The 23,689-nt window shown below is 60.6% G+C and carries 22 protein-coding genes; 14 read left to right on the forward strand and 8 right to left on the reverse strand.

The annotated features are described in order from the left end of the window. Positions 1 to 187 precede the first annotated feature (187 nt). Positions 188 to 2,398 (reverse strand): TonB-dependent hemoglobin/transferrin/lactoferrin family receptor, encoded by a 2,211-nt coding sequence (locus tag EFB14_RS02460; protein WP_126822387.1) that lies wholly within the window; start codon positions 2,396 to 2,398, stop codon positions 188 to 190. Positions 2,399 to 2,606: 208 nt separating this feature from the next. Between EFB14_RS02460 and EFB14_RS02465 the strand changes: the two genes are divergently transcribed. Then, positions 2,607 to 3,614, forward strand: a complete 1,008-nt coding sequence (locus tag EFB14_RS02465) for an extensin-like domain-containing protein (RefSeq protein WP_376772330.1) — start codon at positions 2,607 to 2,609, stop codon at positions 3,612 to 3,614. A gap of 296 nt (positions 3,615 to 3,910) precedes the next feature. On the opposite strand, the gene EFB14_RS02470 is transcribed toward EFB14_RS02465, so the two are convergent. Beyond that, positions 3,911 to 5,590 carry a formate--tetrahydrofolate ligase gene (locus EFB14_RS02470; protein WP_126822389.1) on the reverse strand — a complete coding sequence of 560 codons (1,680 nt, stop codon included), beginning with the start codon at positions 5,588 to 5,590 and terminating at the stop codon, positions 3,911 to 3,913. Between the two features lie 155 nt (positions 5,591 to 5,745). On the opposite strand from EFB14_RS02470, the gene EFB14_RS02475 reads away from it, so the two are divergent. Then, the gene (locus EFB14_RS02475; RefSeq protein ID WP_126822392.1) at positions 5,746 to 6,276 is read left to right on the forward strand and encodes a TIGR00645 family protein; all 531 of its coding nucleotides are present in this window, start codon (positions 5,746 to 5,748) and stop codon (positions 6,274 to 6,276) included. An 87-nt stretch (positions 6,277 to 6,363) separates the two neighbouring features. Here the strand turns inward: EFB14_RS02475 and EFB14_RS02480 are convergent, their stop codons facing one another. After that, positions 6,364 to 8,076, reverse strand: a complete 1,713-nt coding sequence (locus EFB14_RS02480; RefSeq protein WP_126822393.1) for a hypothetical protein — start codon at positions 8,074 to 8,076, stop codon at positions 6,364 to 6,366. A gap of 344 nt (positions 8,077 to 8,420) precedes the next feature. On the opposite strand from EFB14_RS02480, the gene EFB14_RS02485 reads away from it, so the two are divergent. Then, complete coding sequence (locus EFB14_RS02485; protein WP_126822395.1) at positions 8,421 to 9,146, forward strand: helix-turn-helix transcriptional regulator; 726 nt, start codon at positions 8,421 to 8,423, stop codon at positions 9,144 to 9,146. Between the two features lie 47 nt (positions 9,147 to 9,193). Then, positions 9,194 to 9,655 (forward strand): PAS domain-containing protein, encoded by a 462-nt coding sequence (locus EFB14_RS02490; protein ID WP_126822397.1) that lies wholly within the window; start codon positions 9,194 to 9,196, stop codon positions 9,653 to 9,655. Between the two features lie 4 nt (positions 9,656 to 9,659). Here EFB14_RS02490 and EFB14_RS02495 read toward each other — a convergent pair whose 3' ends face one another. The 3 genes from EFB14_RS02495 to EFB14_RS02505 form a co-directional block, all read right to left on the reverse strand. Further along, positions 9,660 to 10,790, reverse strand: a complete 1,131-nt coding sequence (locus EFB14_RS02495; protein WP_126822399.1) for a DUF2333 family protein — start codon at positions 10,788 to 10,790, stop codon at positions 9,660 to 9,662. Positions 10,791 to 10,939: 149 nt separating this feature from the next. Next, positions 10,940 to 12,013, reverse strand: a complete 1,074-nt coding sequence (locus tag EFB14_RS02500; RefSeq protein ID WP_126822401.1) for a hypothetical protein — start codon at positions 12,011 to 12,013, stop codon at positions 10,940 to 10,942. Positions 12,014 to 12,134: 121 nt separating this feature from the next. Next, positions 12,135 to 12,737 (reverse strand): thymidine kinase, encoded by a 603-nt coding sequence (locus tag EFB14_RS02505; RefSeq protein WP_126822403.1) that lies wholly within the window; start codon positions 12,735 to 12,737, stop codon positions 12,135 to 12,137. A 237-nt stretch (positions 12,738 to 12,974) separates the two neighbouring features. Between EFB14_RS02505 and EFB14_RS02510 the strand changes: the two genes are divergently transcribed. The 5 genes from EFB14_RS02510 (at position 12,975) to EFB14_RS02530 (ending at position 17,117) form a co-directional block, all read left to right on the forward strand. After that, positions 12,975 to 13,931 carry a choline ABC transporter substrate-binding protein gene (locus EFB14_RS02510; protein WP_126822405.1) on the forward strand — a complete coding sequence of 319 codons (957 nt, stop codon included), beginning with the start codon at positions 12,975 to 12,977 and terminating at the stop codon, positions 13,929 to 13,931. Between the two features lie 75 nt (positions 13,932 to 14,006). After that, entirely contained in the window at positions 14,007 to 14,852 is an 846-nt protein-coding gene (choW, locus tag EFB14_RS02515; RefSeq protein ID WP_125847417.1) for a choline ABC transporter permease subunit, read from the forward strand. Next, positions 14,849 to 15,901 carry a choline ABC transporter ATP-binding protein gene (choV, locus tag EFB14_RS02520; protein WP_126822407.1) on the forward strand — a complete coding sequence of 351 codons (1,053 nt, stop codon included), beginning with the start codon at positions 14,849 to 14,851 and terminating at the stop codon, positions 15,899 to 15,901. The genes choW and choV overlap by 4 nt, the downstream gene beginning before the upstream one ends. Before the next feature lie 31 nt (positions 15,902 to 15,932). Further along, a complete protein-coding gene (locus tag EFB14_RS02525) occupies positions 15,933 to 16,682 on the forward strand; it encodes a HugZ family pyridoxamine 5'-phosphate oxidase (RefSeq protein WP_126822409.1) in 750 nt (249 codons plus the stop codon). A 117-nt stretch (positions 16,683 to 16,799) separates the two neighbouring features. Then, positions 16,800 to 17,117, forward strand: coding sequence for an ArsR/SmtB family transcription factor (locus EFB14_RS02530; RefSeq protein ID WP_125847423.1), 318 nt, complete (start codon positions 16,800 to 16,802; stop codon positions 17,115 to 17,117). 73 nt (positions 17,118 to 17,190) lie between these two features. Here EFB14_RS02530 and EFB14_RS32790 read toward each other — a convergent pair whose 3' ends face one another. Then, a complete protein-coding gene (locus EFB14_RS32790) occupies positions 17,191 to 17,352 on the reverse strand; it encodes a hypothetical protein (protein WP_164737479.1) in 162 nt (53 codons plus the stop codon). A 132-nt stretch (positions 17,353 to 17,484) separates the two neighbouring features. Here EFB14_RS32790 and aptA point away from each other — a divergent pair, with 132 nt between their 5' ends. Continuing rightward, positions 17,485 to 18,810 carry an omega-aminotransferase AptA gene (gene aptA / locus EFB14_RS02535; RefSeq protein WP_126822411.1) on the forward strand — a complete coding sequence of 442 codons (1,326 nt, stop codon included), beginning with the start codon at positions 17,485 to 17,487 and terminating at the stop codon, positions 18,808 to 18,810. A 76-nt stretch (positions 18,811 to 18,886) separates the two neighbouring features. On the opposite strand, the gene EFB14_RS02540 is transcribed toward aptA, so the two are convergent. Continuing rightward, the gene (locus EFB14_RS02540) at positions 18,887 to 19,801 is read right to left on the reverse strand and encodes an HD-GYP domain-containing protein (RefSeq protein ID WP_126822413.1); all 915 of its coding nucleotides are present in this window, start codon (positions 19,799 to 19,801) and stop codon (positions 18,887 to 18,889) included. A 459-nt stretch (positions 19,802 to 20,260) separates the two neighbouring features. On the opposite strand from EFB14_RS02540, the gene EFB14_RS02545 reads away from it, so the two are divergent. The 4 genes from EFB14_RS02545 to EFB14_RS33315 all read left to right on the forward strand — a co-directional run bounded on the left by EFB14_RS02545 (position 20,261) and on the right by EFB14_RS33315 (position 23,689). Further along, complete coding sequence (locus EFB14_RS02545; protein WP_126822415.1) at positions 20,261 to 21,364, forward strand: branched-chain amino acid ABC transporter substrate-binding protein; 1,104 nt, start codon at positions 20,261 to 20,263, stop codon at positions 21,362 to 21,364. A 117-nt stretch (positions 21,365 to 21,481) separates the two neighbouring features. Further along, positions 21,482 to 23,179 (forward strand): adenine deaminase, encoded by a 1,698-nt coding sequence (gene ade / locus EFB14_RS02550; protein ID WP_126822417.1) that lies wholly within the window; start codon positions 21,482 to 21,484, stop codon positions 23,177 to 23,179. A 58-nt stretch (positions 23,180 to 23,237) separates the two neighbouring features. Further along, entirely contained in the window at positions 23,238 to 23,438 is a 201-nt protein-coding gene (locus EFB14_RS02555; RefSeq protein WP_126822419.1) for a hypothetical protein, read from the forward strand. A gap of 83 nt (positions 23,439 to 23,521) precedes the next feature. Continuing rightward, the gene (locus tag EFB14_RS33315; protein WP_483475587.1) at positions 23,522 to 23,689 is read left to right on the forward strand and encodes a ParE family toxin-like protein; all 168 of its coding nucleotides are present in this window, start codon (positions 23,522 to 23,524) and stop codon (positions 23,687 to 23,689) included.

Here is a 23,689-nt window from a genome sequence, read left to right on the forward strand (position 1 = left end):
GTCGTCGTCTTTGGACACGATTGGTCGAGGCCGCCTCAGCGAGCCCACCACCAAACAGCAATGTTCAAGGACGTGATCATGGAGAAAATTGTTAGCCTGAGATCAGCCGTCGCGCAAGGGGCGATTATGGGAATGAAAAGGACGGCCCGAAGGCCGCCCCTCCTCAGCCTCGAAGGCTTGATTGGCGTCAGAAGGTCTTCGTAATCGACACCTTGAATGTGCGGCCCGGCTCGGAATACCACTCACGCGGCTGGGACGCCGTCACCGAGGTCAGGTTGACGTCGCGCACGGCGAGCGCATTGAAATACTCCTGGTCGAAGACGTTGTAGACGCCAGCCTGCACGCGCAGCCCCGGCGCCTGTTCCGGCGTCCACCAACCGGTCAGGTCGACGATGCCATAACCCGGCGCATCGAAGGTCGTGGTGGAGTCGTCGTCGGGCATGCCAGCCGAAAGCGTCGAAGACAGGTCGAAGCCGAAATTCTCGTTGCTCCAGCCGCCGCCGACGATCGCCTTGAAGGGGGCGACCGACCGCAAGTATTTGTCTGTATCTTCGTTGCGGCCATAGGCATAGGCAAGCGACGCATGCAAATTGATGCCGTTGTTGAACGTTTTGGCCGCGCTTGCTTCAACACCCGAGATCGTGGCGGCTGAGACGTTCGTGTAATTGAACGTCGTGAAGCCTGTCGCGTCGACGCTTGTCACGGTTTCGATGAAGTTCTGATAGCGGGTGTGGAAAGCCGCGACCCTGCCGGTAAAATCGCCCGTGTCAAAATTGGCACCGACCTCGATACCGCGGCCGATTTCCGGTTCGAGATCAGGATTGCCGAGCTGGGCATAACGACCCGTCGGATTGTAGAAGCGGCTGTAGAGCTCGTCCACGGTCGGTGCACGGAAGCCGACGGCCAGCTGCGCGTAAAGCTGCACATCAGGCGTCAGGTCGTATGTTGCAAGGATCTTCGGCGAGATGGCAGCTTCCGTTCGGTCGCTGAGATCGCCGAAACGGGAAAGCCCCGTATTGGTGGCAAAACCGCCTCCGGTCGAGGGATTGTAGTTGAACCAGTCGAAGCGGAAACCGGGCGTCAGCGCGAAACCGGTATTGCCGATTTCGATCTTGTCTTCGAAGGTCAGCGCAAGATTCTGGCTGTCGACGTCAGGCACTTCCGCCTGGTTGTTCAGCGCCGGGCACGTTGTCGAGCAAAGTCCAAAGCTGTACTGGCTCCAACTGGTAACTGCCGCATCGAGACCGATGCGGACGGAGTGGTTCAGGCCGGAATATTCGAAATCCTTCGTCGCCGTTCCGCTGAAGCCCCAGCTTTCATTCTCGATCTCGTTATTGCGGCCGTACGGCACATTGGCGGCGGTGCGACCATTGCTACCGGCTTCCTTCTTCAGGTCCAGCCAATAGAGCGTGGCCCGGGCACTGCTGAAGAATGCGTCGGAAGACTGCGCCTCATAATCATAGTCGAGCGAAACGCGATCGCGGTCGCGCATTTCGCGACCATCGAAATTGCCGATCATATTGGCGCGGCCCGTACCCTGCTGCTCGCGGAGATCGGTCTGAAGATCGCGACGAAAGCGCTCGGCGGTCAGGCCGATGCGATGGCCCCCTTCCAGATCCTGGCGCAGTTTGAAGAGAAGGTTGTGCTGATCGAAATCGGCGGGATCCGACTCTGTACGGAAACGACCGTAACTGTCGTTGTCGCCCATGTTGTCACGCTCATGCCCCTTGCGGTAGCTGCCCTGGAAAAGGATGGAGGTGCTCCCGACCTTCTTGGCGCCGGCTGCGGAGCCGGAAATGCTCCGGTCTTCGCTGTCATAGGTGGACTTGACGATCGCGCCCCAATCGCGTCCTTCCGGGATCAGATCCTCGGGCTCGAGCGTATTGAGAACGAAGGCGCCGCCGAGCATGCCCGAACCGCCCTTACTCGAATCCGCGCCGCGCACGATATCGAGCGATGATAGCGAATCGAAGTCGAAAGTGTCGCCGCCGCCGTTGGCATTGCTCGTCGCGAAGGCACCCTGGCGCGCGCTGTTCGAAACATAGGGGATCGGAATACCATCGATGGTGGTCAGGATGCGAGGGCCGGAAAGGCCACGCAGGTTGAAGCCTCCGTCGCCGCGCGAATAGTTCACGCCGGCATCCACACTCCGCCCGAGATCCCTGAAGTTGGTGACCTGCTTCTCTTCCAGCTGCTTGGCGGTGATCTCGGTCGCAAGCGGCGTATCGGCGACGCTGCCGGGTGCGGCGCGTTTACCCTTGACGACGATCTTCTGCAGAACGGTGCTGTCATCCGCCGTCGTTGCCGGAGCGTTTTGCGCGAAGGATTGCGAAACAGGAAGAACAGTTGCGGCTGCCGTGCAGACCAATAGAACCGAGCGCCAATGCCGGACGATCATAACCTACCCTCTCATGATGATTACCGGGCTGGCTGGTCGTGGCGCGTCGAACGCTCGAGGGGCTGGCTGGGCTTTTACGGATAAGACGAAACAGTATTTCGCCTTCTTTTCGCCGCATAAAAAACATGAGCACGATTGTCAACATAAGTTGTCGATTTATGTTGAATATTATCATCAAGTTTTAGCGATCTTCCCAGACGTTGCGAAATTGCAACGAAACCCGCCCTCGCGCGTTATCCCTCTCCCATCGACACCCAGGGAAGCGGATGCGTTGAGAAAACTTTCGATACTGGCGATCCTGCTCGCCGCTACTGCCTTTCTTGCCGGCGCCCGCCTGCCCCCTCAAGGCCCTTTACCCCAACCTCGGCCGGATGCCGGGGAAGCAACAGGCCCCGCTCCACTCCCCGATAAGACTGAGCCGCCCGCGCCTGCGGATGTGCCCGCACCTCAGCCAAAGCCTGACATGAAGAGGCCTGATACACCGGACCAGCCGCCCGCGCCGCCGGCCGGACCGGCAAAGCCGGAGCCGGCAAAACCGATGCAAGGTCCGCCGCTGCCGCCGGGCGGCCCCGAAGGCCCGCAGGCGCCGGCGGAAGAAGGTAAGCCGCCCGGCAAGCAGACGCTGGAAGAGCAGCATCTGACGATCGAACCCGAAAGCGATACCGAGCACGCCGAATGCACGGCCGCACTCCAGGCTCTGGGCGTCGTCTTCAAGGAAGCGCCGCGCATCGATGACGGCAACGGCTGCGGTATCGACAAGCCGATCATCGTTTCCGAAGCCCTGCCGGGCATCAAACTGAAACCGGAGGCGACGATCCGCTGTCCCGCAGCCCTTGCTCTTGCCCGCTGGATGAAGGAAAGCGTCATCCCGACCGCCTCCACTGCCCTGCCGGAACAGGGTCGCATCACCACCATCAACCAGGCAACGGCCTATATGTGCCGCCTGCGCAACGGCGCAGAAACCGGCAAGATCTCCGAACATGCCCGCGGCAACGCCATCGACATTGCAAGCTTCCATTTCGAAAAGGGCGAGGATGTCGCCGTCCGCTCCCGCCGCGAGGACCCGACGCTGACAGGCGCCTTCCAGCGCACCGTCAGCGCCGCCGGCTGCCTCTACTTCACCACCGTGCTCGACCCCGAAAGCGACGCCGCCCACGAGACCCATTTCCATCTCGACGTCATCGAGAGGAAGGGCGGCTATCGTTATTGTCACTGATCATTTCAAACGGCTGCTGCCGCTTGAAGCGAGTCATCAAGCGGCAGAGAATGTCCACAAAGGACACGCTCAGACTGCTGGCAAAGCCCGCCCAACCCCTCTTTCGTCATGCTCGGGCTTGTCCCGAGCATCCGCCTTCGGTCGATAGGGCAGCAGATCCGCGACACAAGGCCGAGGATGACGCCGGACAAAAAAGCGAGCCTTGCCACAAACTGCTCGCCCGCAACCCCTCCGGAAACTGAACCTGCGCGTCAAATAGACCGGCGGTGCGCTTGCCCACCAAGCCGTCCACTCGATCAAAATAACCCTTCGATGTAACCTTGATCGTTCAGGAAAATCCGTTCGGCCGACGGCGATTTCGGTAGGCCGGGCATCGTCATGATCTCGCCGGTGATGGCGACGACGAAGCCTGCCCCGGCTGAAAGCCTGACTTCGCGTACCGAGACGATGTGCCCTTCCGGCGCGCCGCGCAGGTTTGGATCGGTGGAGAAGGAATATTGCGTCTTCGCCATGCAGATCGGCAGCCTGCCGTAGCCCTGCTCCTCCCATGTCTGCAACTGGTCGCGCACCGCCTTGTCGGCCGTCACCTCGCCGGCATGGTAGATCTTCGAGGCGACGATCTCGATCTTCTCGAACAGGGAGATCTCGTCACCGTAGAGCGGCTGGAATTTCGCTTGGCCCGATTCGGCCAGTTCCACCACCTTGTGCGCCAGCTCCTCGATGCCGGCCGAACCCTTCGCCCAGTGCTGGCAAAGGATCGCTTCGGCGCCGAGCCGCGAGACGAATTCCTTCACCGCCGCGATCTCGGCATCGGTATCCGAGACGAAATGATTGATCGCCACGACGACGGGCACGCCGAAGCGGCGCACATTGGCGACGTGCCGGCCGAGATTGGCGCAGCCCTTCTTCAGAGCCCCGACGTTCTCCACGCCGAGATCCTCCTTCTTCACTCCGCCATTCATCTTCAGCGCTCTTACGGTCGCGACGATGACGGCTGCATCCGGCTTCAGCCCGGCCTTGCGGCATTTGATGTTGAAGAATTTTTCAGCCCCGAGATCGGCTCCGAAGCCCGCTTCGGTCACCACATAGTCGCCGAGCTTCAGCGCCGTCTTTGTCGCCGTCACCGAATTGCAGCCATGGGCGATATTGGCGAAAGGCCCGCCATGCACGAAAGCCGGATTGTTCTCCAGCGTCTGCACCAGGTTCGGCTGCATGGCATCCTTCAAGAGCACGGCCATGGCGCCGTCGGCTTTCAGGTCGCGCGCGTGCACCGGCGTCCTGTCGAAGCGGTAGCCGATGATGATGTCGCCGAGCCGTCGCTCGAGATCCTTGAGGTCGGTCGCAAGGCAGAGGATCGCCATCACCTCGGAGGCAACGGTGATGTCGAAGCCGCCCTGGCGCGGAAAACCGTTGGCAATGCCGCCGAGCGAGGAGACCATGCTTCTGAGCGCCCGGTCGTTCATATCCATGACCCGCCGCCAGGTGATGCGGCGGATGTCGATATTCTCCTCGTTGCCCCAGTAGATGTGATTGTCGACCATCGCCGCCAGCAGATTGTGCGCCGAGGTGATCGCATGGAAATCACCGGTGAAATGCAGGTTGATGTCTTCCATCGGCACGACCTGCGCATAGCCGCCGCCGGCCGCCCCGCCCTTGATGCCGAAGCAGGGGCCGAGCGAAGCCTCGCGAATGCAGACGATGGCTTTCTTGCCGATCCGGTTCAGCCCGTCGCCAAGCCCGACGGTCGTCGTCGTCTTGCCCTCGCCCGCCGGCGTCGGATTGATCGCGGTGACGAGGATCAGCTTGCCGTCCTTCTTGCCCGTCTGCGCAGCAATGAACTCGGCGCTGATCTTCGCCTTGTCGTGGCCATAGGGGGCGAGTTGCTCGGCCGGAATGCCGAGCTTCGCCCCGATCTCGACGATCGGCTTCTTGGTGGCGGCGCGCGCGATTTCGATATCGGACTTGATCGTTGACATGGATGTCCCCCGTCCCGACCTCCGCGGGAGCGGAGTCGCAATTCTCTCTATCGGATATCGAAATATCGGCGGGGTGTGAATAGCGCGACACTTTGCTGCCGCCGCACCGGGCGCTAATGTGATGACCAACGATTGCGGTTTCACGGGATGAAGGCATGAAATCACTAGAACTCATCATCGAGCGCGTCATTCTGTCCAGCCGCTGGCTCCTCGTCGTCTTCTATATCGGCCTGGTGCTGGCGCTCGCCGTCTACGCCGTTTCCTTCGCCTACAAGTTCCTGAAGGTCGCCTCCGGCGTCTTCGAACTCGACGAGGCGGAGATGATCCTTGCCATGCTCGGCCTGATCGACGCAGCCCTGGTCGCCAGCCTGATCGTCATGGTGATGATCTCAGGCTACGAGAATTTCGTCAGCCGCTTCGATGAGGCAAGTGAAGCCGACAACGAGGTCTCCTTCCTCGGCAAGCTCGATTCAGGCAGCCTGAAGATCAAGGTCGCCTCCTCGATCGTCGCCATCTCCTCCATCCACCTGCTGCAGGTCTTCCTCAACGCGGACAAATACGCCGACGGCAAGATCATGTGGCTGACCTTCATGCACCTTGCCTTCGTCGCCTCCGCCGTCATGCTCGGCTTCCTGGAAAAGCTCATGAGCGTGACGTCGAAGAACGATTTGAAGGATAAGGCCTAGAGGGCGGCACAGAGGCGCCTCAGGCCGGGTGAACAAGCAGTAAGCCTGACACGAAAACGTCGAGCCCTGCTCTTTCGCGTCCTGATATCAATTGACCGACACAGTAGCAGGAACGATCTCCGCCTCCGCTTTTCTGGGGCATCGAAGGCTTTCCCTGGCCTCCGGCCCACAGACATGCATGCCAGGCTCGTCGTCATTAGGGATGATACCATTGATGATGCCGAGTTCGAGCGCTTGAGAACGAACTATATTTCCCCGCTCAATCGATGTCCCGAGCATCATCGTCTCGTAGGTCTTGCCACTGACGCCCATCTCGTCGAAATAGGCGAAGAATTTCGTATATTCAGCCGTCGTGGGTCTCACGAGGCCGATATTGGAATATCCGACAATCCGCGGCATTCCGCTCATCAAGACAAGAGTACAGGTCGAAAGGCAGTGCCCGCCGCCGGCAAAGACTTCGCCCTCGGTCGGTCCGCTTTTGGCGATGCTCGCTTTGCAGCGCGGATCCAGCTTTGGACAATTCGGCAATTGCGTTTTGCCAATTGAGGTCTCCAGACCTGCAGCACGGATCATACGCCCCATCGCGAAAGCCGCATCCATATCCCCGCCATTGGACTGAAGGACGACCGGCAGCTTTCTCCCGCCGAGCGTCTCCAAGAAAGCTTTCAGCCGAGCCGGTGTATCAGGCGTGATGTCTCCATCCGCAGAAATCCACTGCTTGCACTCTTCCTGGCAATTGCCGTTGGACATCAGGAGAAAGTCCATCGGCTGGGTTTTCGGCAGACTCTCGCTTGCTTGTGCCGCCGTATTCTGTGCGGACGCCTTGAAGGCAGGCACTCCCGCTGCCTCAGCCGCGGCAGCTACGACAGGCGCGGCAACTGCCACCGACGCGGCAGCTGCCGGATGGCGCCGGCAAACCGTCTCGGCCGCGGCATCCGGCGCGCAAAGCGGCATGCCGGGCCACTCATTGTAAGCAAGCATATCCGTCATGAGACCTGTTCGAAGGGCGTCTGCAGCCGGCACGATATGGATGTTGTCGGGCGTGGCGCTCATCATCATGTCGATCACATCGTCGCTGACGCCCATTTCCTTCAGATAGGCCGTCAGGGCGGCGTTGGCTTTCTTGCCGAGCTTGGTGGAACTGCTCTGGCCGGCCGCCGTGCGGCCGATCTCCTTGCGGGAGATTTCCTTCTTCTTGCCGTTCACGATCTTGTATTCGATGCGGTAGGAGACGCGCACCCTGTTGTAGATGGTCGTGATCTGGTGGACGCCGATGAAGGACCACTGCGACGCGACCCGCGACGTACCGCCGGCAAACGCCAGCGGACAGGCGGAAAAGCAATATGCGCCGGCCGAATAGGTGTAACCGGCCGCCGTGCCGTCCTTTGCGATGGCGGCGTCGCAGAGCGTATCCTGAACCGGGCAACCCTTCAGCCGCGTGCCGCCGACCGCCGTTTCTACACCGGTCTTGCGGATCATCCGGCCCATCGCATAGGCGGCGTCGACGTCGCCTCCTTCCGAACGGAAGACAACCGGCAGTTTCCGCTCGCCCATCTTCTTGAGGATTTTTCTGAAGCGAGCGGGCGTATCGGCGGTGATGCGTCCCTCCGCCGATATCCATTCCGGACAGTTCTCCTGGCAGAGGGAGTTGCGCACGATGATGAACCGCATCGGCGGCTGTTCCGCCTGTTTCTGCTCGGCAGCCTGGGAGGTTGCAGCGATCGGCAAGATCAAAAGGAATGAAGAAAGTAATATCAGGGAAAACAGATACTTCACGAAAAAAGAAACTGCAAAGCGCACGATTAAATCGCCTCATTTATACATGATAATACGCTTAGCAATTGCACTGGATTGCAGCAAGCCAGATTTCGATTGCCGCTGCCGTCCCGACGTTCCCCGAAGTGATTCTCTTCCGCTCCGGCCTAGGCGAAACTCACAGTGACCAGGTCACGAAAGAAGTCAGTGATACCGTAACGGTACTTGCATCACACACAACTCAACCGAGACGCGCGTAGCTGTGACTATTTCTTCACAATTTGAATTAATCGGCGTGTATTGGACTTGTATGACGTCAATTTGGACTAGCCGCCGGCCGAGATTCTGTATCTGATAGCGGTAACATTAGGGCTGCCGGGGGCGTATAAATGTCTTACATGACCACCTCTGAAAGACAGTCTATGCTTTCGGCGGAACTTGCGACGGCAAGAACACGGGGTCTGTTTGCACAGGCGCTCAACAGAATATCTGCGGCCTTCGGATTGTCGCATGCGACGCTGATGCACGCCCCCTCTCCCGAAGACCTCCTGCTCAAACCCCTGCTGATCGAGAGCTCGCTCCCGGCCGCCTATGTCAGGGAGTTCGATCGCACCCACATGATGCGTGGCTGCCCTTTCGGCCTGCGGCTGAGGGAGTCGGCTGTGCCGCCGGTCTGGCACCTCAACGACGCCGTCAATGGCCAGGCCTTTCCCGCCGAACTGCGCGCCCTGATGCTGCGCCATGCCATACCGGCAGGCGTTGCCATGCCGACCATCGCAGCCGACGGCCAGCGCCTGGTCTTCTGGTTCTGCGGCGAGCGGGCAGCGCTCGGCCAGAGCGAAGTCAACGAGCTGGCGATGATCATCCTGCATGCGCTCGACGCGTATAATGCGGTCAAGCGCAACGAGGAAAGCGCGCACAGTGCGCTCTCGGCCCGCGAACTGGAAGTCGTGCGCTGGACGGCGCAGGGCAAGACCTCGATCGAGATCGGTCAGATCCTGGCGCTGTCGGACCACACGGTGAATGCCTACATGACGAACGCGATCAAAAAGCTCGATTGCGTCAACCGTACCCAGTTGGTAGCTAAGGCCATTCGATTGAAGCTGATCAACTGAAGTATCAGAAGAGAGTCAGCGGGGTCGTCCCGTGACCTGGTGGAACCGTGCCTCTTCGCTTCGAACAGCCCATCGTCGACAAGATCGAACAATCCCGTGCGCACATCGGCATCACCGATGCGGAAATCGTCCGGATGCTCGCCGCCTATCGCCTTTTCGGCTTCTGGCGCATCGACATCGAGACGGGACATTTCTTCGCAAGCGAGGATGTTCACGCGATCTTCGACCTCCCCTACAGCGACGGCCCGGTCAATCTGACCGAGCTGATGTCGCGCATCCACGAAGAAGATCGTAGCCTGATCGCCGAAACCTTCGAGCAGGCAAGCCTTCACCGGGTCGGCTTCCATTTCGTCTATCGCGTCGACAACCGGCTTGGCGGCTGCAAGCTGGTGCGCAGCGTCGGCCGCTTCCGCGACGATGAGAGCGGCGGCGGCATCGTCGGCATCACTTATGAATTCGTCGAGAAACTGCGCATCGTCGGCCTCGAGGACAACACGCCGCTCCGCTGAAATTTTAGCGGTCGAGCACCGAACGGATCTCGACGAGGTTCGAGCGCACCCTCAGAATATAAAAGCCCATGGTGGCGAGATGGCTCGGCATGATCCAGCCGTCCTCGCGCCCGTTCGAGATGATCGCCGGCTGAATGCGCAGTGCCGCCTGGAACTGCCGCATCGTGCCGCCCCAGATCGCGCCGAGATTGCGTTCCTGCGCCACCTGCGAGAAATCCGCCTGAGCGGCCGCCATGATCGCGTAGTAGCCGTAGAGCTGTCCGTAGGCGAACCAGAACCGGTCGTCGGCGCGCGTATCGAACCAGCCGCGATTGTGGTTTTCCGAGCGCTCGGCGAGCATGTCGGAGGTGCTGCCGAGATCGTTAGCGATGCGGTCGACGAACTGCACCAGATTGTCGGCGCGGCCGTCGAAGATGGCGTTGCAGGCGGCAAGATCGGTGTTGAACTTGCGCAGGCTGTCGATCGCCGAGCGGTAATAGGAAGGTGTCGGCGTCTTCGGCCCGAAGGGATTGAGGCCGAAATACCAGCTGTATTCGTCGAATTGCAGGTTGCCGCGTGCGCGCTGCAGGTCGTTGTTGATGCCCGATGTGCCGCGCACGCGCCCGAGCGTGTCGACAAGCTCCACCGAAGTGCGCCGGACGGCCTGGTTGACGCCACGCTGGAACGACGCCTTGTTGTCGAAGAAGGGTGTGTGGTCCCAGTCGATGCCGAAGAAGCCCGCCTTGTAGAGCAGCATGGAGGAGATCCATGCGTTCTGGTTGACGTTGAAATCGGTGAGGTCAGCCGCGACATCGACGATCGCCGAGCGCTGGCAGGTTTTCGGCGCCGTGGCATCGGCCCCCTCGGCCAGAGGCAAGTCCTGCCCGGCTGCGACCTTGCGCTCGGAAAGCCGATACTGGTCGACGAAGGCGGGGTTGAAATTCGTCCAAGCCTGTGTCTGCCAGAAGAAATATCCGTAGAGCACGACGAAGAGCGCCACGAACGCGATCACAGGCAGCCGGATCATCCAGCTCCGGCGCTGATACCAGCCATGCGCTGCGAGAAAGGGCCAGAAGGCCCAGGCGGCAAACAGTCGGGCCCAGCGGCCGATCGTCTGGCCGATCAGCCTGAAAAAACCGGCTATCCGGTCAAGCATCGTCGTCTCCTGTCAGGCGAGGCGAACATCGAGGCTTCGCCGCCCCGTTGCATCCACATATGCGCTCGGTGGGCCGAGCACAACACGAGGCCTTCGATTTTTCCGAACGTAGGCGTTGTGCAAAAGCGGCGCGGGCCGCGCGCTGCGGCTCAGGAACTGAGGAAAGGCAGCCTGAGACGGAAAGATCTGCGCGCAGTGTCGATCAGCGGCGCACCCGATGCCTCCGGCGACGGTTCGGCATAGGCCGGAAACTTCCCCGTGGCTTCGAGATCGGCGCGGCTCTTGCGCCGCTCCAGATCCTGGGCGACCAGCATGCCCTTCTCGAACAGCCTGATCGGTGTGGCGATATCGGGGAAGAATTCCGGCTTGATCCGCGTCTTCATGCCAGGCCGGTCGGTATCGACCTGCGCCTGATAGATGATCAGCCGCTCCTCGACATCGATCATCAGCTTGCGCAGCAGCACGTTGCAGGCGGCAATCCTGCCGTTCAACGAATCGACGAAGGACTGGAACAGACCGATGAAGTGCTCGCGCCGCTGGCTGTCGTCGCGCATCTCGTGCTCCTCGGCGGAAATGCGCTCGGCCTCCGCCCTCAGCGCCCGTCGCTCGGCCTCCATCTGCTCCCAATGCGCCCTGTTGCCATAGACGCCGATGCGGCCCTGGGTCGTCAGCGCCTTGGCGTTGAGTTCCTTCATCTTGAGGCGGGCGATATCGATGGAATCGACCAGCCGGCGCCGTTGCTCGACGATGTCGACGAGGCCGCGTTCGGCTGCCTTGTGCCGTTCGGTGATCGAGACGCGCTGGCTTGCGATCAGCCTGGCGAGCGCATCCGACTTCGCCAGAAGATCGAGCAATCGCTCGACGACGGGCGCCTCGCGCACGCGTTCGGTATATTTGCGCCACATCCGCTGGCGCGACACCCAGCCGGCCATTTTCTCGCGCAACGTCAATCCCCGGAAACTGTCGAGATCGGCCGAAACCTCGGCCGTCAGCCGATCGAGGGAAAAGACCAGCTCGGCGAGCAGCACGTCGAGCGCGGCGCCGTCAACAACATGGGCCTGGAAGCGGGCATTCTGTTCAAGGAAGACCTCGTCGGCAGATCGTGTTTCGTCGCCGCTGAAGGCGCCGATGCAAGCCACGCAATAGGCTCCCTCAGCCGCAATCTTCTCGGCAAGGCCGCCTGCGGCTTCATACTGGCTGTCGAATGGCGGGGGCTTGCGCACCTGATCTCTCCAGGGAATCTCCTGCTCTCAAGCTAGAGCATGATGCCGAAAAGTGTGAGCAGTTTTCGGGCGACGTCATGCTCCATTATTTTGCTTGCGGCGCCAAAGAAAACAGGCGGCTTCAGACCGGCTCGGCGATCCAGGCGCCGTTCATCGCATCGTCCCAGTGCCTGCGGCAGAGCGAAACATATTTCTCGTTGCCGCCGACGTCGATCTGCGCGCCTTCGTGCAGCACCTTTCCTTCCGCGTCGAGCCTCACCACCATCGTCGCCTTGCGCCCGCAATGGCAGATCGTGCGCACCTCGCGCATTTCGTCGGCGATCGCCAGCAGCTCCTGCGAGGCCGGAAACAGCTTGCCTTGGAAATCGGTTCTGAGCCCATAGACCATGACGGGAATGCCGAGCCTGTCGACGATGCGGGCGAGCTGCCAGACATGGACCGACGTCATGAAATGCGCCTCGTCGACGAAGACGCAGGAAATCGGCGCGCCTTCTCCGCTCAAGCCCGCGATCAGCCGGAACAGATCCTCGTGCGGCTCGAAGGGAATGGCATCCGCCTCCAGCCCGATCCGCGAGCCGATGATGCCGCGGCCGGCGCGCTCGTCGAAGGCGGCGATCAGCTGCACCGTGCGCATGCCGCGCTCCTGATAATTATAGGAGGCCTGCAGCAGCATCGTCGACTTGCCGGCATTCATCGTCGAGTAGTTGAAATAGAGTTTTGCCATCCGATTTCTCCTTGATCGGCTTTTTGAAAGCTCGGAATGGCAAAGAAAAGCCCCGTGACGGTGATAATCACAGGATTCCACGCCCCAAAACCGCCGAAACCCTTGAAAACAGGGGGTAGGATAAAAATCCCCCGACGTCGCAATCGCACCCTTTGATACGACGCAAACACACTGAGGTCGCTTGTCAAACTCGGCTATTGGTGATTGGCTTGGGAACTTAAAGACTGGGAGTCTAAAATGAAAACAACAAGCACATTCAAATTCGTCACCGCGACTGCCGTTGCCGCTCTGTCCATTGCGACCGCCGCATTCGCCGCCGATCCCGACAGCTGCTCCACCGTCCACTTCTCGGACGTCGGCTGGACGGATATTACCGCCACCACGGCGACCGCATCCGTCGTCCTGAAAAGCATCGGCTATCAGACCGACATCAAGGTTCTCTCGGTGCCGGTCACCTACACCTCGCTGAAGAACAAGGACATCGACATCTTCCTCGGCAACTGGATGCCGACGCAGGAAAAGGACGTCCGCCCCTATATCGAGGACAAGTCGGTAGAATCCTTCGGCCCTAACCTCGTTGGCGCCAAGTACACCCTCGCCACCAATGCCAAGGGCGCGGAACTCGGCATCAAGGACTTCAAGGATGTCGCCGCCCATAAGGACGATCTCGACGGCAAGATCTACGGCATCGAGCCCGGCAATGACGGCAACCGCCTGATCATGGATATGATCGAAAAGAACACCTTCGGCATGAAGGACATGGAAGTCGTCGAATCTTCCGAACAGGGCATGCTCGCCCAGGTCGCCCGTTCCGACAAGGCTGGCAAGCCCGTGGTTTTCCTCGGCTGGGAACCCCATCCGATGAACACCAACTTCAAGCTGACCTACCTCACCGGCGGTGACGACATCTTTGGGCCTGATTTCGGCGGCGCCAAGGTCTACACCAATGTCCGCGCCGGTTATCTCGCCGATTGCCCCAACGTCGGCGCGATGCTGAAGAACCTGGTTTTCTCCCTCGAGATGGAGAACCAGATCATGGGCAAGATCCTCGACGACGGCAAGGAGCCGGAAGCTGCGGCTTCCGAATGGCTGAAGGCGAACCCTTCTGCGCTCGAGCCCTGGCTCGCCGGCGTCAAGACCCGCGACGGCAAGGGCGACGCGCTGGCGGCCGCCAAAACCGGCCTCGGCCTTTGATGATATGAACGGGGCGGCTCGCCGCCCCGTTTCATTTTTGTCCGATTGTTGTTCTTTTCAGAATAGGCGCGCCCCTTGAACTGGATCACCGACGCTAAGATTCCGATTGGCCCGTGGGCTAAATTGTTCGTAGACTGGCTGACATCGAACGGTGAGTGGTTCTTCAACCAGCTCGCCTTCCTGCTGTCGCACGTCATTGACGGCCTGCTCTTCGTGCTGCAGAAGCCCCACCCGCTGATCGTCATCGTCGTCGTCGCCGCGCTGGCCTTCTGGTTGCGTCGGTCGATCGCCGTCACCCTCTTCACCTTTTTCGGCCTGCTGCTCATCATGAACCAGGGCTACTGGAAGGAGACGACGGAGACGCTCGCCCTCGTGCTCGCCTCCACCTTCGTCAGCATGGTGATCGGCATTCCCCTCGGCATCGCGGCGGCCCGCCGCGCCTGGGTCTATTCCGCCATGCGCCCGGTGCTCGACCTCATGCAGACGATCCCGACATTCGTCTACCTGATCCCGGCGCTGATCCTGTTCGGCCTCGGAATGGTCCCGGGCCTGATCGCGACCGTCATCTTCGCGATCCCCGCACCGATCCGTCTGACCCGCCTCGGCATCATCTCGACGCCGCCTTCGCTCGTCGAAGCCGCCGTCGCATTCGGCGCAACGCCGACCCAGGTGCTGCGCAAGATCGAGCTTCCCTTCGCCACGCCACAGATCATGGCGGGCCTCACCCAGACCATCATGCTGTCGCTGTCGATGGTCGTCATCGCCGCCCTCGTCGGTGCCGATGGTCTCGGCGTGCCCGTTGTACGCGCGCTGAACACCGTCAATGTCGCGAAAGGCTTTGAAGCCGGTCTCTGCATCGTCATCCTGGCGATCATTCTCGACCGCATGTTCCGCTCGGCGGGTGAAGGAGACGGCGCATGACCGCGGTGAACTTCAACAATGTTAGCATCATCTTCGGCGACCGGCCGGAAGCAGCCCTTGCTATGGTCGACCAGGGCAAAACGCGCGACGAAATCGGCGCCGCCACCGGCCTTGTGCTCGGCGTCGCCAATGCCTCGCTGACGATCGAGGAAGGCGAGATCCTGGTGCTGATGGGCCTGTCCGGCTCCGGCAAGTCGACGCTGCTGCGCGCCGTCAACGGGCTCGCCCCTGTCGTGCGCGGCGATGTCGCGGTCTCGACTGCAACCGGTTCCGTCAACCCGTACAAGTGCAATAGCAAGGCGCTCCGCGATCTGCGCACTCACACCGTCTCCATGGTGTTCCAGCAGTTCGCCCTCCTGCCCTGGCGCACGGTCGCTGAGAATGTCGGCTTCGGCCTCGAACTCGCCGGCATGCCGGAGGCTGAGCGCAAGGTCCGCGTCGGCGAACAGCTCGAACTCGTCAACCTGACGAAATGGGCGGGCCGGAAGGTCAACGAGCTGTCGGGCGGCATGCAGCAGCGTGTCGGCCTTGCCCGCGCCTTTGCCACCGGCGCTCCGATCCTGCTCATGGACGAGCCGTTCTCCGCGCTCGATCCGCTGATCCGCACCCGCCTGCAGGACGAGCTCCTGGAATTTCAGCGGCGGCTGAAGAAGACCATTCTCTTCGTCAGTCACGATCTCGACGAGGCCTTCCGCATCGGCAACCGCATCGCCATCATGGAGGGTGGCCGCATCATCCAGTGCGGAACGCCGCACGACATCGTCAAGAACCCTGCCGACCAGTATGTCGCCGACTTCGTGCAGAACCTCAATCCGATCAACATGCTGACAGCAGCCGACGTCATGCAGCCCGGCCTCGGCCAGACGGCCGCCGGTATGAGCGTCAGCGCCACGGCACGCGCAGCAACGCCGCTCGTCGATGTCCTCGACGCTCTTGCCCGCCAGCCCGGCAGCATCGGCATTGTCGAGAACGGCACGATCGTCGGCACCATCTCGGCCCAGGATATCGTCGCCGGCCTCACCCGCCATCGTCGCAAGCAGGAAGCTTGATGTTTTCAATCCGCTTTGCCACAAAGCGGATATGAAAGATCAACCCTCGCCTATTCGCGAAACCGACGACGACGCTCGAAAGCTCGCCCGCGTGCTTCTGCGCTCCGCCAGGCACGCGGCGCTTGCCGTTCTCGACCCCGAGACCGGCTTTCCCTTCGCCAGCCGTGTCCTGCTCGCCACCGATATCGACGGCGTGCCCGTCATCCTGGTGTCGAGGCTGTCGGCCCACACGAAGGCGCTCGGGAGCGATCCCCGCGCCTCGCTCCTGACCGGCGAACCCGGCAAGGGCGATCCTCTTGCCTACGGCCGCCTGACGACCCAGTGCCTGGCGGAACCCGTGGAGCGCGGCCACGCGTTTCACGAGCGCATCCGCGCACGCTTTCTCGATCGCCACGACAAGGCCAAGCTTTATATCGACTTTCCTGATTTCCTTTTCTTCCGCCTCAACCCGAAACAGGCGAGCCTCAATGGCGGCTTCGGCCGCGCCTACCGTCTCGATGGCGACGATCTCGTCATCCAGTCGCCCGCCAATGAGGCGATCGCCGCCACGGCGGCCGACGCAGTGCGAGATTTAGTAGAACGCCACCCTGATGTGGCCGAAAGGCTCGCAACACGGCTAAAAGCGCCGGAATCGGGTTCCTGGCGCATTTGCGGTATCGATCCCGCGGGCTTTGACATCATTTCCGGTGATTTTTTGCTGCGATACGAATTCGAAACCCTCGCTCTGGATTCCGATCACATTTGTTCAAACATATCTAAAATAGCATACTCGATACCTTAAATTTAGGTATATACAATCTTCGAGCCTAATTGCTAGTTTTTGCCGCCCAGTCGAAACTCCGGCTGGCGGCCTGTGCCAACACGGATGATGTACGTTTCGCATTAGGAAGATAACAATATGGAAACCTCTGATTTGGCCGATCACACGAATGTGGCGGCAGCTTTATTGTCGGCTATGGCCAACCCGAAAAGATTGCTGATCCTGTGCAGCCTGGTGAAAGGCGAAGTGGCCGTCGGCGCGCTCGCGACACAGGTCGGGCTCAGCCAGTCGGCGCTCTCCCAGCACCTGTCGAAATTGCGTGCCCAAAAGCTCGTCAAGACCCGCCGGGACGCACAGACCATCTACTATTCCAGCACCTCCGAGCCGGTCATGAAGATCCTGGCGACGCTCGAAGACATCTACCTCGTACAAAGCAGGAATAGATCCGCAGCCTGATGATAGCGCTGACATGAATGTCGGCCGATATCGTGCCGTAAGGGGATGTTCCCGGAGGCGCGGCAAGGATATTTCAGCACCAGAACCTTAACGGCACGACCGGCAGATCTCGCGATTTGCCGGTCGTGTCTTTTGAAAGCGCCAGGCCATCGACGGCCAGATTGTCGAGACCGGTGAACCAGCCGGCCGACATAGCAGCCGCAGCGCCGATTGCGGCAAGGAAACCCTTCAGCACGTTGCGGCGATGAACGCCTTCTTCGAGGGACTTTTCCCGTTGACGACTCGGGAAGCCCTGATAATTTGACCGGACAGTAAAAATATGGGCGTGAAGCCCCGGAAATGGGCCGCCGGCGGCCAGGAGAACAGCATGTCCAATCGCCTCAATGCACCGAACGATCTTCGCGCCTTCTGGATGCCGTTTACGGCAAATCGCCAGTTCAAGAAGGAGCCGCGTTTGTTCGTCGGCGCCAAGGACATGTATTATACGACGCATGACGGTCGCCAGGTGCTGGACGGCACGGCCGGCCTCTGGTGCGTCAATGCCGGCCACTGCCGCCCGAAGATCACCGAGGCGATTCGCGAACAGGCAGGCGAACTCGATTACGCACCGGCGTTCCAGCTCGGCCACCCCAAGGCCTTCGAACTGGCAAACCGCCTGGTCGACATCGCGCCGGAAGGCCTGAACCACGTTCTCTACACCAACTCCGGCTCCGAATCCGTGGAGACGGCGCTCAAGGTGGCGCTCGCCTATCACCGCGTGAAGGGCAATGGTTCACGCTTCCGCCTGATCGGCCGCGAGCGCGGCTATCATGGCGTCAATTTCGGCGGCATCTCCGTCGGCGGCATCGTCAGCAACCGCAAGATGTTCGGCACACTTCTGACCGGCGTCGACCACATGCCGCACACCCACCAGCCCGGCAAGAACAACTTCACCCGCGGCGAGCCCGAGCACGGCGGCGATATCGCGACCGAGCTGGAGCGTATCGTCACGCTGCATGATGCCTCCACCATCGCCGCCGTTATTGTCGAACCTGTGGCCGGCTCGACCGGCGTCCTGATCCCGCCGAAGGGCTACCTGCAGAAGCTGCGCGAAATCTGCACCAAGCACGGCATCCTTCTGATCTTCGACGAAGTCATCACCGGCTTCGGGCGCCTCGGCGCCCCCTTCGCTGCGCAATATTACGACGTCCAGCCCGACATGATCACCGCCGCCAAGGGATTGACCAACGGCGTGATCCCGATGGGCGCCGTTTTCGTCACCTCCGAGATTCATGATGCCTTCATGAACGGCCCGGAACACATGATCGAGTTCTTCCACGGCTACACCTATTCCGGCAACCCGATCGCTTCGGCAGCCGCCCTCGCCACGCTCGACACCTACAAGGAAGAAGGCCTGCTCACCCGCGCGGCCGAACTTTCCGACTACTGGGCCGATGCGCTGCACTCGCTGAAGGATTGCCCCAATGTCATCGACATCAGAAACACCGGTCTGATCGGCGCGATCGAGCTCGACCCGATTGCAGGCGAGCCCACCAAGCGCGCATTCACTGCCTTCCTGAAGGCTTATGAAAGCGGCCTCCTGATCCGCACCACCGGCGATATCATCGCCCTCTCCCCGCCGCTGATCATCGAGAAGCAGCATATCGACGAGCTCTTCGGCAAGCTGCGGACTATCCTGCAGAACAACATCTGAAGATGTGAAAGCTTCCAGCATATGGCCCGCGGAGAACCGTCTTCGCGGGCTTTTCGTTTCTGCGAGCGCTGAAAATTCAAGCGACCGAAGCGATGGAAAGGCAGAGAGCGAATTTCTTCAGGAGCCGGCGATCGAAATGCCCTTCGACGCCCAGCATCCATTTCAGCGCATCGCTGGCACTCCACGGCGCCTTGTACGGCCGCACGGAGGTGATGGCGTCATAGACATCGCAGATCGTGGCAATACGCGCATGCAAGCTGACCTGGCTGCCGGACAACCCATGCGGATAACCCTTGCCGTCGATGCGTTCGTGGTGATTGAGGCAGACGTCGAGAACGATCTCCGGCATGTCCTCCTGCCGCGACAGGATCACGTGTCCCTTCTCCGGATGCCGCCGGATCAGGTTCATCTCATCCTCATCCAGGCGCCCTTCCTTATTGAGCACTTCAAGCGGAATATCGATCTTGCCGACGTCGTGCAGCAATCCGGCAGTGCCGAGCATCTGAACCGTATGTTCGTCGAGAGCGAGATGACGGCTGAAAAGGATCATCAGCGCACTCACCGAAATCGAATGCAGGAAAGTGACTTCGTCCTTTGATTTCAGGCGCGTGACGCTCATGAAAACCGAAGGGTTCTGATCCAGCGACTTGGAGACGGAGGAAATCACCGGCGCGACCTGATCGACGGTGATTCCATCGCCAACCTGCAGCCTGCCGAAAACCTCCTCCAGTACCTCAACGGATTTCTGGATGGTCTCGCGCGCGGCCTTGACGTCGATCTCGATGTCACGACCCGGCAGGCCGTTGGTATCGAAACCCCTGGTCGTATTGATGACGACGGTGGCAGTGCCGCATTTGCGAATTCTCGCGGCATCGATCTCGCGCCGTAGGGGAAATCTGCGCTTGGATAAAAGAGGATCCTGCCAAAGGCCTTCGATGACCTCTACAAACATTCCGATACGCACCTGGCTGGCGTCGATACGCTTGAGCATCCAGATCTCTATTTCCTAATATGTCTCTGTAATTCTTTGATAGTTGTTTTTCACTGCTGCGCGTTTGGGTATCGAATGTTTCTACCGCAAGCAGCCAAATTAACGGTTAATGGGAAAGATAAAGGCCTCCACAAGAACTGAGACTTCGATCTCGACAAGGATTTTGCGCTTTGGGCCGGCTTGAAAAAATCGACGGAAACGCAAGAAAAATGACCAATCCGAGCGCATTTTCGGCCAGATCGATCTGATTTTCGTTCCATTTTGTTATGAACTTGCGAAATCCCGTCAAAATTCCTAGAAATCTCCTCATGGGCCTTCCCGAGTCAAATATGGCCGGTGGGCTCGCTGATCGCGCCGCTATCGATCGTCCTTGGCACGGCCCGGAGGCCGTTGAATGATCGGGAAAGCCGGCGTGGCATCTCATCGCGGGTCGGACGACCCCATCCAAGGAGACAGACAATGACCCTCAAGACACTGACGGCGACCCTCGTCGCGTCACTCGCCTTTGCGCCGCTTGCCCATGCCGATATCACCATCGGCCTGATCGCGCCGCTGACCGGCCCCGTCGCCGCCTATGGCGACCAGGTGAAGAACGGCGCTCAGACTGCCGTCGACGAGATCAACAAAAAGGGCGGGATCCTCGGCGAGAAGGTCGTCCTCGAGCTGGCAGACGATGCCGGTGAACCGAAGCAGGGCGTTTCCGCCGCTAATAAGGTGGTCGGCGACGGCATCCGCTTTGTCGTCGGCCCCGTGACCTCAGGTGTTGCGATTCCCGTTTCGGACGTTCTGGCCGAAAACGGCGTGCTGATGGTCACTCCGACCGCAACGGCCCCTGACCTTACCAAGCGCGGCCTCACCAATGTGCTGCGCACCTGCGGGCGCGACGACCAGCAGGCTGAAGTCGCCGCGAAATACGTGCTGAAGAATTTCAAGGATAAGCGCATCGCCATCGTCAACGACAAGGGCGCCTACGGCAAGGGCCTCGCCGACGCCTTTAAGGCGACGCTGAATGCCGGCGGCGTCACCGAGGTCGTCAACGACGCGATCACCCCTGGCGACAAGGATTTCAGCGCGCTCACCACCCGCATCAAGTCCGAGAAGGTCGATATCGTCTATTTCGGCGGCTATCACCCGGAAGGCGGCCTGCTTGCCCGCCAGCTTCATGATCTCGCCGCCAACGCGATGATCATCGGCGGCGACGGTCTCTCCAATACCGAATTCTGGGCCATCGGTACGGATGCGGCGGCAGGCACGCTGTTCACCAACGCATCCGACGCCACCAAGAACCCGGACTCAAAGGCTGCCGCCGATGCGCTCTCCGCCAAGAACATTCCGGCCGAGGCCTTCACGCTGAACGCCTATGCCGCCGTCGAAGTGCTGAAGGCCGGTATCGAGAAGGCCGGCAGCGCCGAGGATGCGGAAGCCGTTGCGGCTGCGCTGAAAGACGGCAAGGAAATCCCGACCGCCATCGGCAAGGTCACTTATGGCGAAACCGGTGACCTCACTTCGCAGAGCTTCACGCTCTACAAGTGGGAAGGTGGCAAGATCGTCGCCGCGGAATAAACCTAGACACAGAGACAGCGATCGGGCGCCACAAGGCGCCCGGTTTCGTTTGTGGGCATCGCATGTCGTCGCAGATCGGTTATAAGTTTTGGAATCGATTGCAATGTGAGCAAAGCCATGACCAGCAGACTCGAACGTCTCATCGACCAGGGTGTGGGCCGTGTGCCTGCCGACATCGTGCTGAAGGGCGGCAGCTTCTTCGATCTCGTCACCGGCGAAGTCGTCCGCTCCGACATCGCCATCGGCGGCGACCGCATCGTCGGCACGTCGGGCAATTATCAGGGCGAAACCGAGATCGACATATCCGGCAGAACGGTCGTTCCCGGCTTCATCGACACGCATCTGCACATCGAATCCTCCCTGGTGACGCCGCATGAATTCGACCGCTGCGTCCTGCCCTACGGCGTCACGACAGCGATCTGCGATCCACACGAGATTGCCAATGTGCTCGGCGCCGAGGGCATCGAATTCTTCCTCGAATCCGCGCTGGAGACGATCATGGACATCCGCGTCCAGCTCTCCTCCTGCGTACCGGCCACACATCTCGAAACCGCAGGCGCCGACCTGCCGATCGAAAGCCTCCTGCCCTACCGCGACCATCCGAAGGTCATCGGTCTTGCCGAATTCATGAATTTTCCTGGCGTGATCCACAAGGATCCCGTCTGCATGGCAAAGCTCGAAGCCTTCCAGGGCGGCCATATCGACGGTCACGCGCCGTTGCTTTCCGGCAACGATCTTAACGGCTACCTCGCGACCGGCATCCGCACCGAGCACGAATGCACGAGTGCAGCGGAAGCGCTGGAAAAAATCCGCAAGGGCATGCACATCCTTGTACGCGAGGGCTCGGTGTCCAAGGACCTCGTCGCGTTGATCCCCATCATCACCGAACGACTTTCACCCTACCTCGCGCTCTGCACCGACGATCGTAATCCGCTCGATATCGCCGAACAGGGCCATCTCGATCACATGATCCGCACGGCGATTGCGGCCGGCGTCGAGCCCCTGGCGATCTATCGCGCCGCCTCGATTTCGGCCGCCCGCGCCTTCGGTCTCCGGGACCGCGGCCTGGTGGCGCCGGGCTGGCGCGCCGATCTGGTCGTTCTCGACAGTCTGGAAAGCTGCCGTGCTGAGATGGTCTTTTCTGCCGGCCGCCGCGTCACCGACGCACTCTTTTCCACACGCAGGCCGGTTGCTCCGATCGGTCTCGACAGCGTCAAGGCCCGGCCCGTCAACGCCGCGCATTTCGGCGTGCCTGTCGCCGAGGGCGAAACGCCTGTCATCGGCGTCATGCCGGGCAAGATCATCACGGAGCATCGCCGCTATCGCCTGCCGGTCAAGGGCAACGAGACGGCGGTCGACCTTGCCAACGATATCATCAAGGTCGCCGTCATCGAGCGCCACGGCAAGAACGGCAACCACGCCAACGGCTTCGTCCAGGGCTTCGGCCTGAAGAAGGGTGCCATCGCCTCCACCGTCGGCCATGACAGCCACAATATCTGCATCGTCGGTGTCAATGAGGACGACATGGCGCACGCCGCAAACCGCCTCGGCGAGATCAAGGGCGGCTTCGTCGTCGTCGAGGACGGCAAGGTGACCGGCGAAATCGCCCTGCCCATCGCCGGTCTGATGAGCCTCGAGCCCTACGAGACCGTCCGCGATACGCTGCACCATCTGCGCAAGGCCGCCTTCGCGCTCGGCGCCACGCTGGAAGAACCCTTCCTCCAACTCGCCTTCCTGCCGCTGCCCGTCATCCCACATCTGAAGATTTCGGACCGCGGCATGGTCGACGTGGACAAGTTCGCGCTGATCGGGTGAGGGAATCCTTGGCAAATTCCGCGGCAGCGCTTATTTTGCGATAACGTTGGAGCCGATCATGACGAAGCTGGAACAGATTGAAAAAATCGTCACCGAACTCGACAAGTCCGAGTTCGAAGCCTTCTCGGTGAGGTTTGAAGCCCTTCAAGCCGAACGTTGGGACAGGCAAATGGAAACAGACGCCGCCAGTGGCAAGCTCGATCATCTCGCTGAGAAGGCCTTTGCCGATTTTCGTGCCGGAAAGACAAGGCGGCTTTGAAACATCACGCGACTCCCGCCTTCTGGGAGGCTTATGACCGCTTGCCTGAGCAGATATAGAAGCTGGCTGACGAAAACTTCGATCTGCTCAAACAAGACCCCATACATCCATCCCTGCATTTCAAGCGCGTCGGTCGTTTCTGGTCGGCACGTGTCGGCACATCCTGGAGAGCTTTAGCCGTCAGGGACGGAGATGACATGATCTGGTTTTGGATCGGCTCGCACGCCGATTACGACAAGCTTCTGAAATAG

Source organism: Rhizobium fabae (genome assembly GCF_003985135.1).
GTDB classification, from domain to species: Bacteria; Pseudomonadota; Alphaproteobacteria; order Rhizobiales; family Rhizobiaceae; genus Rhizobium; species Rhizobium pisi.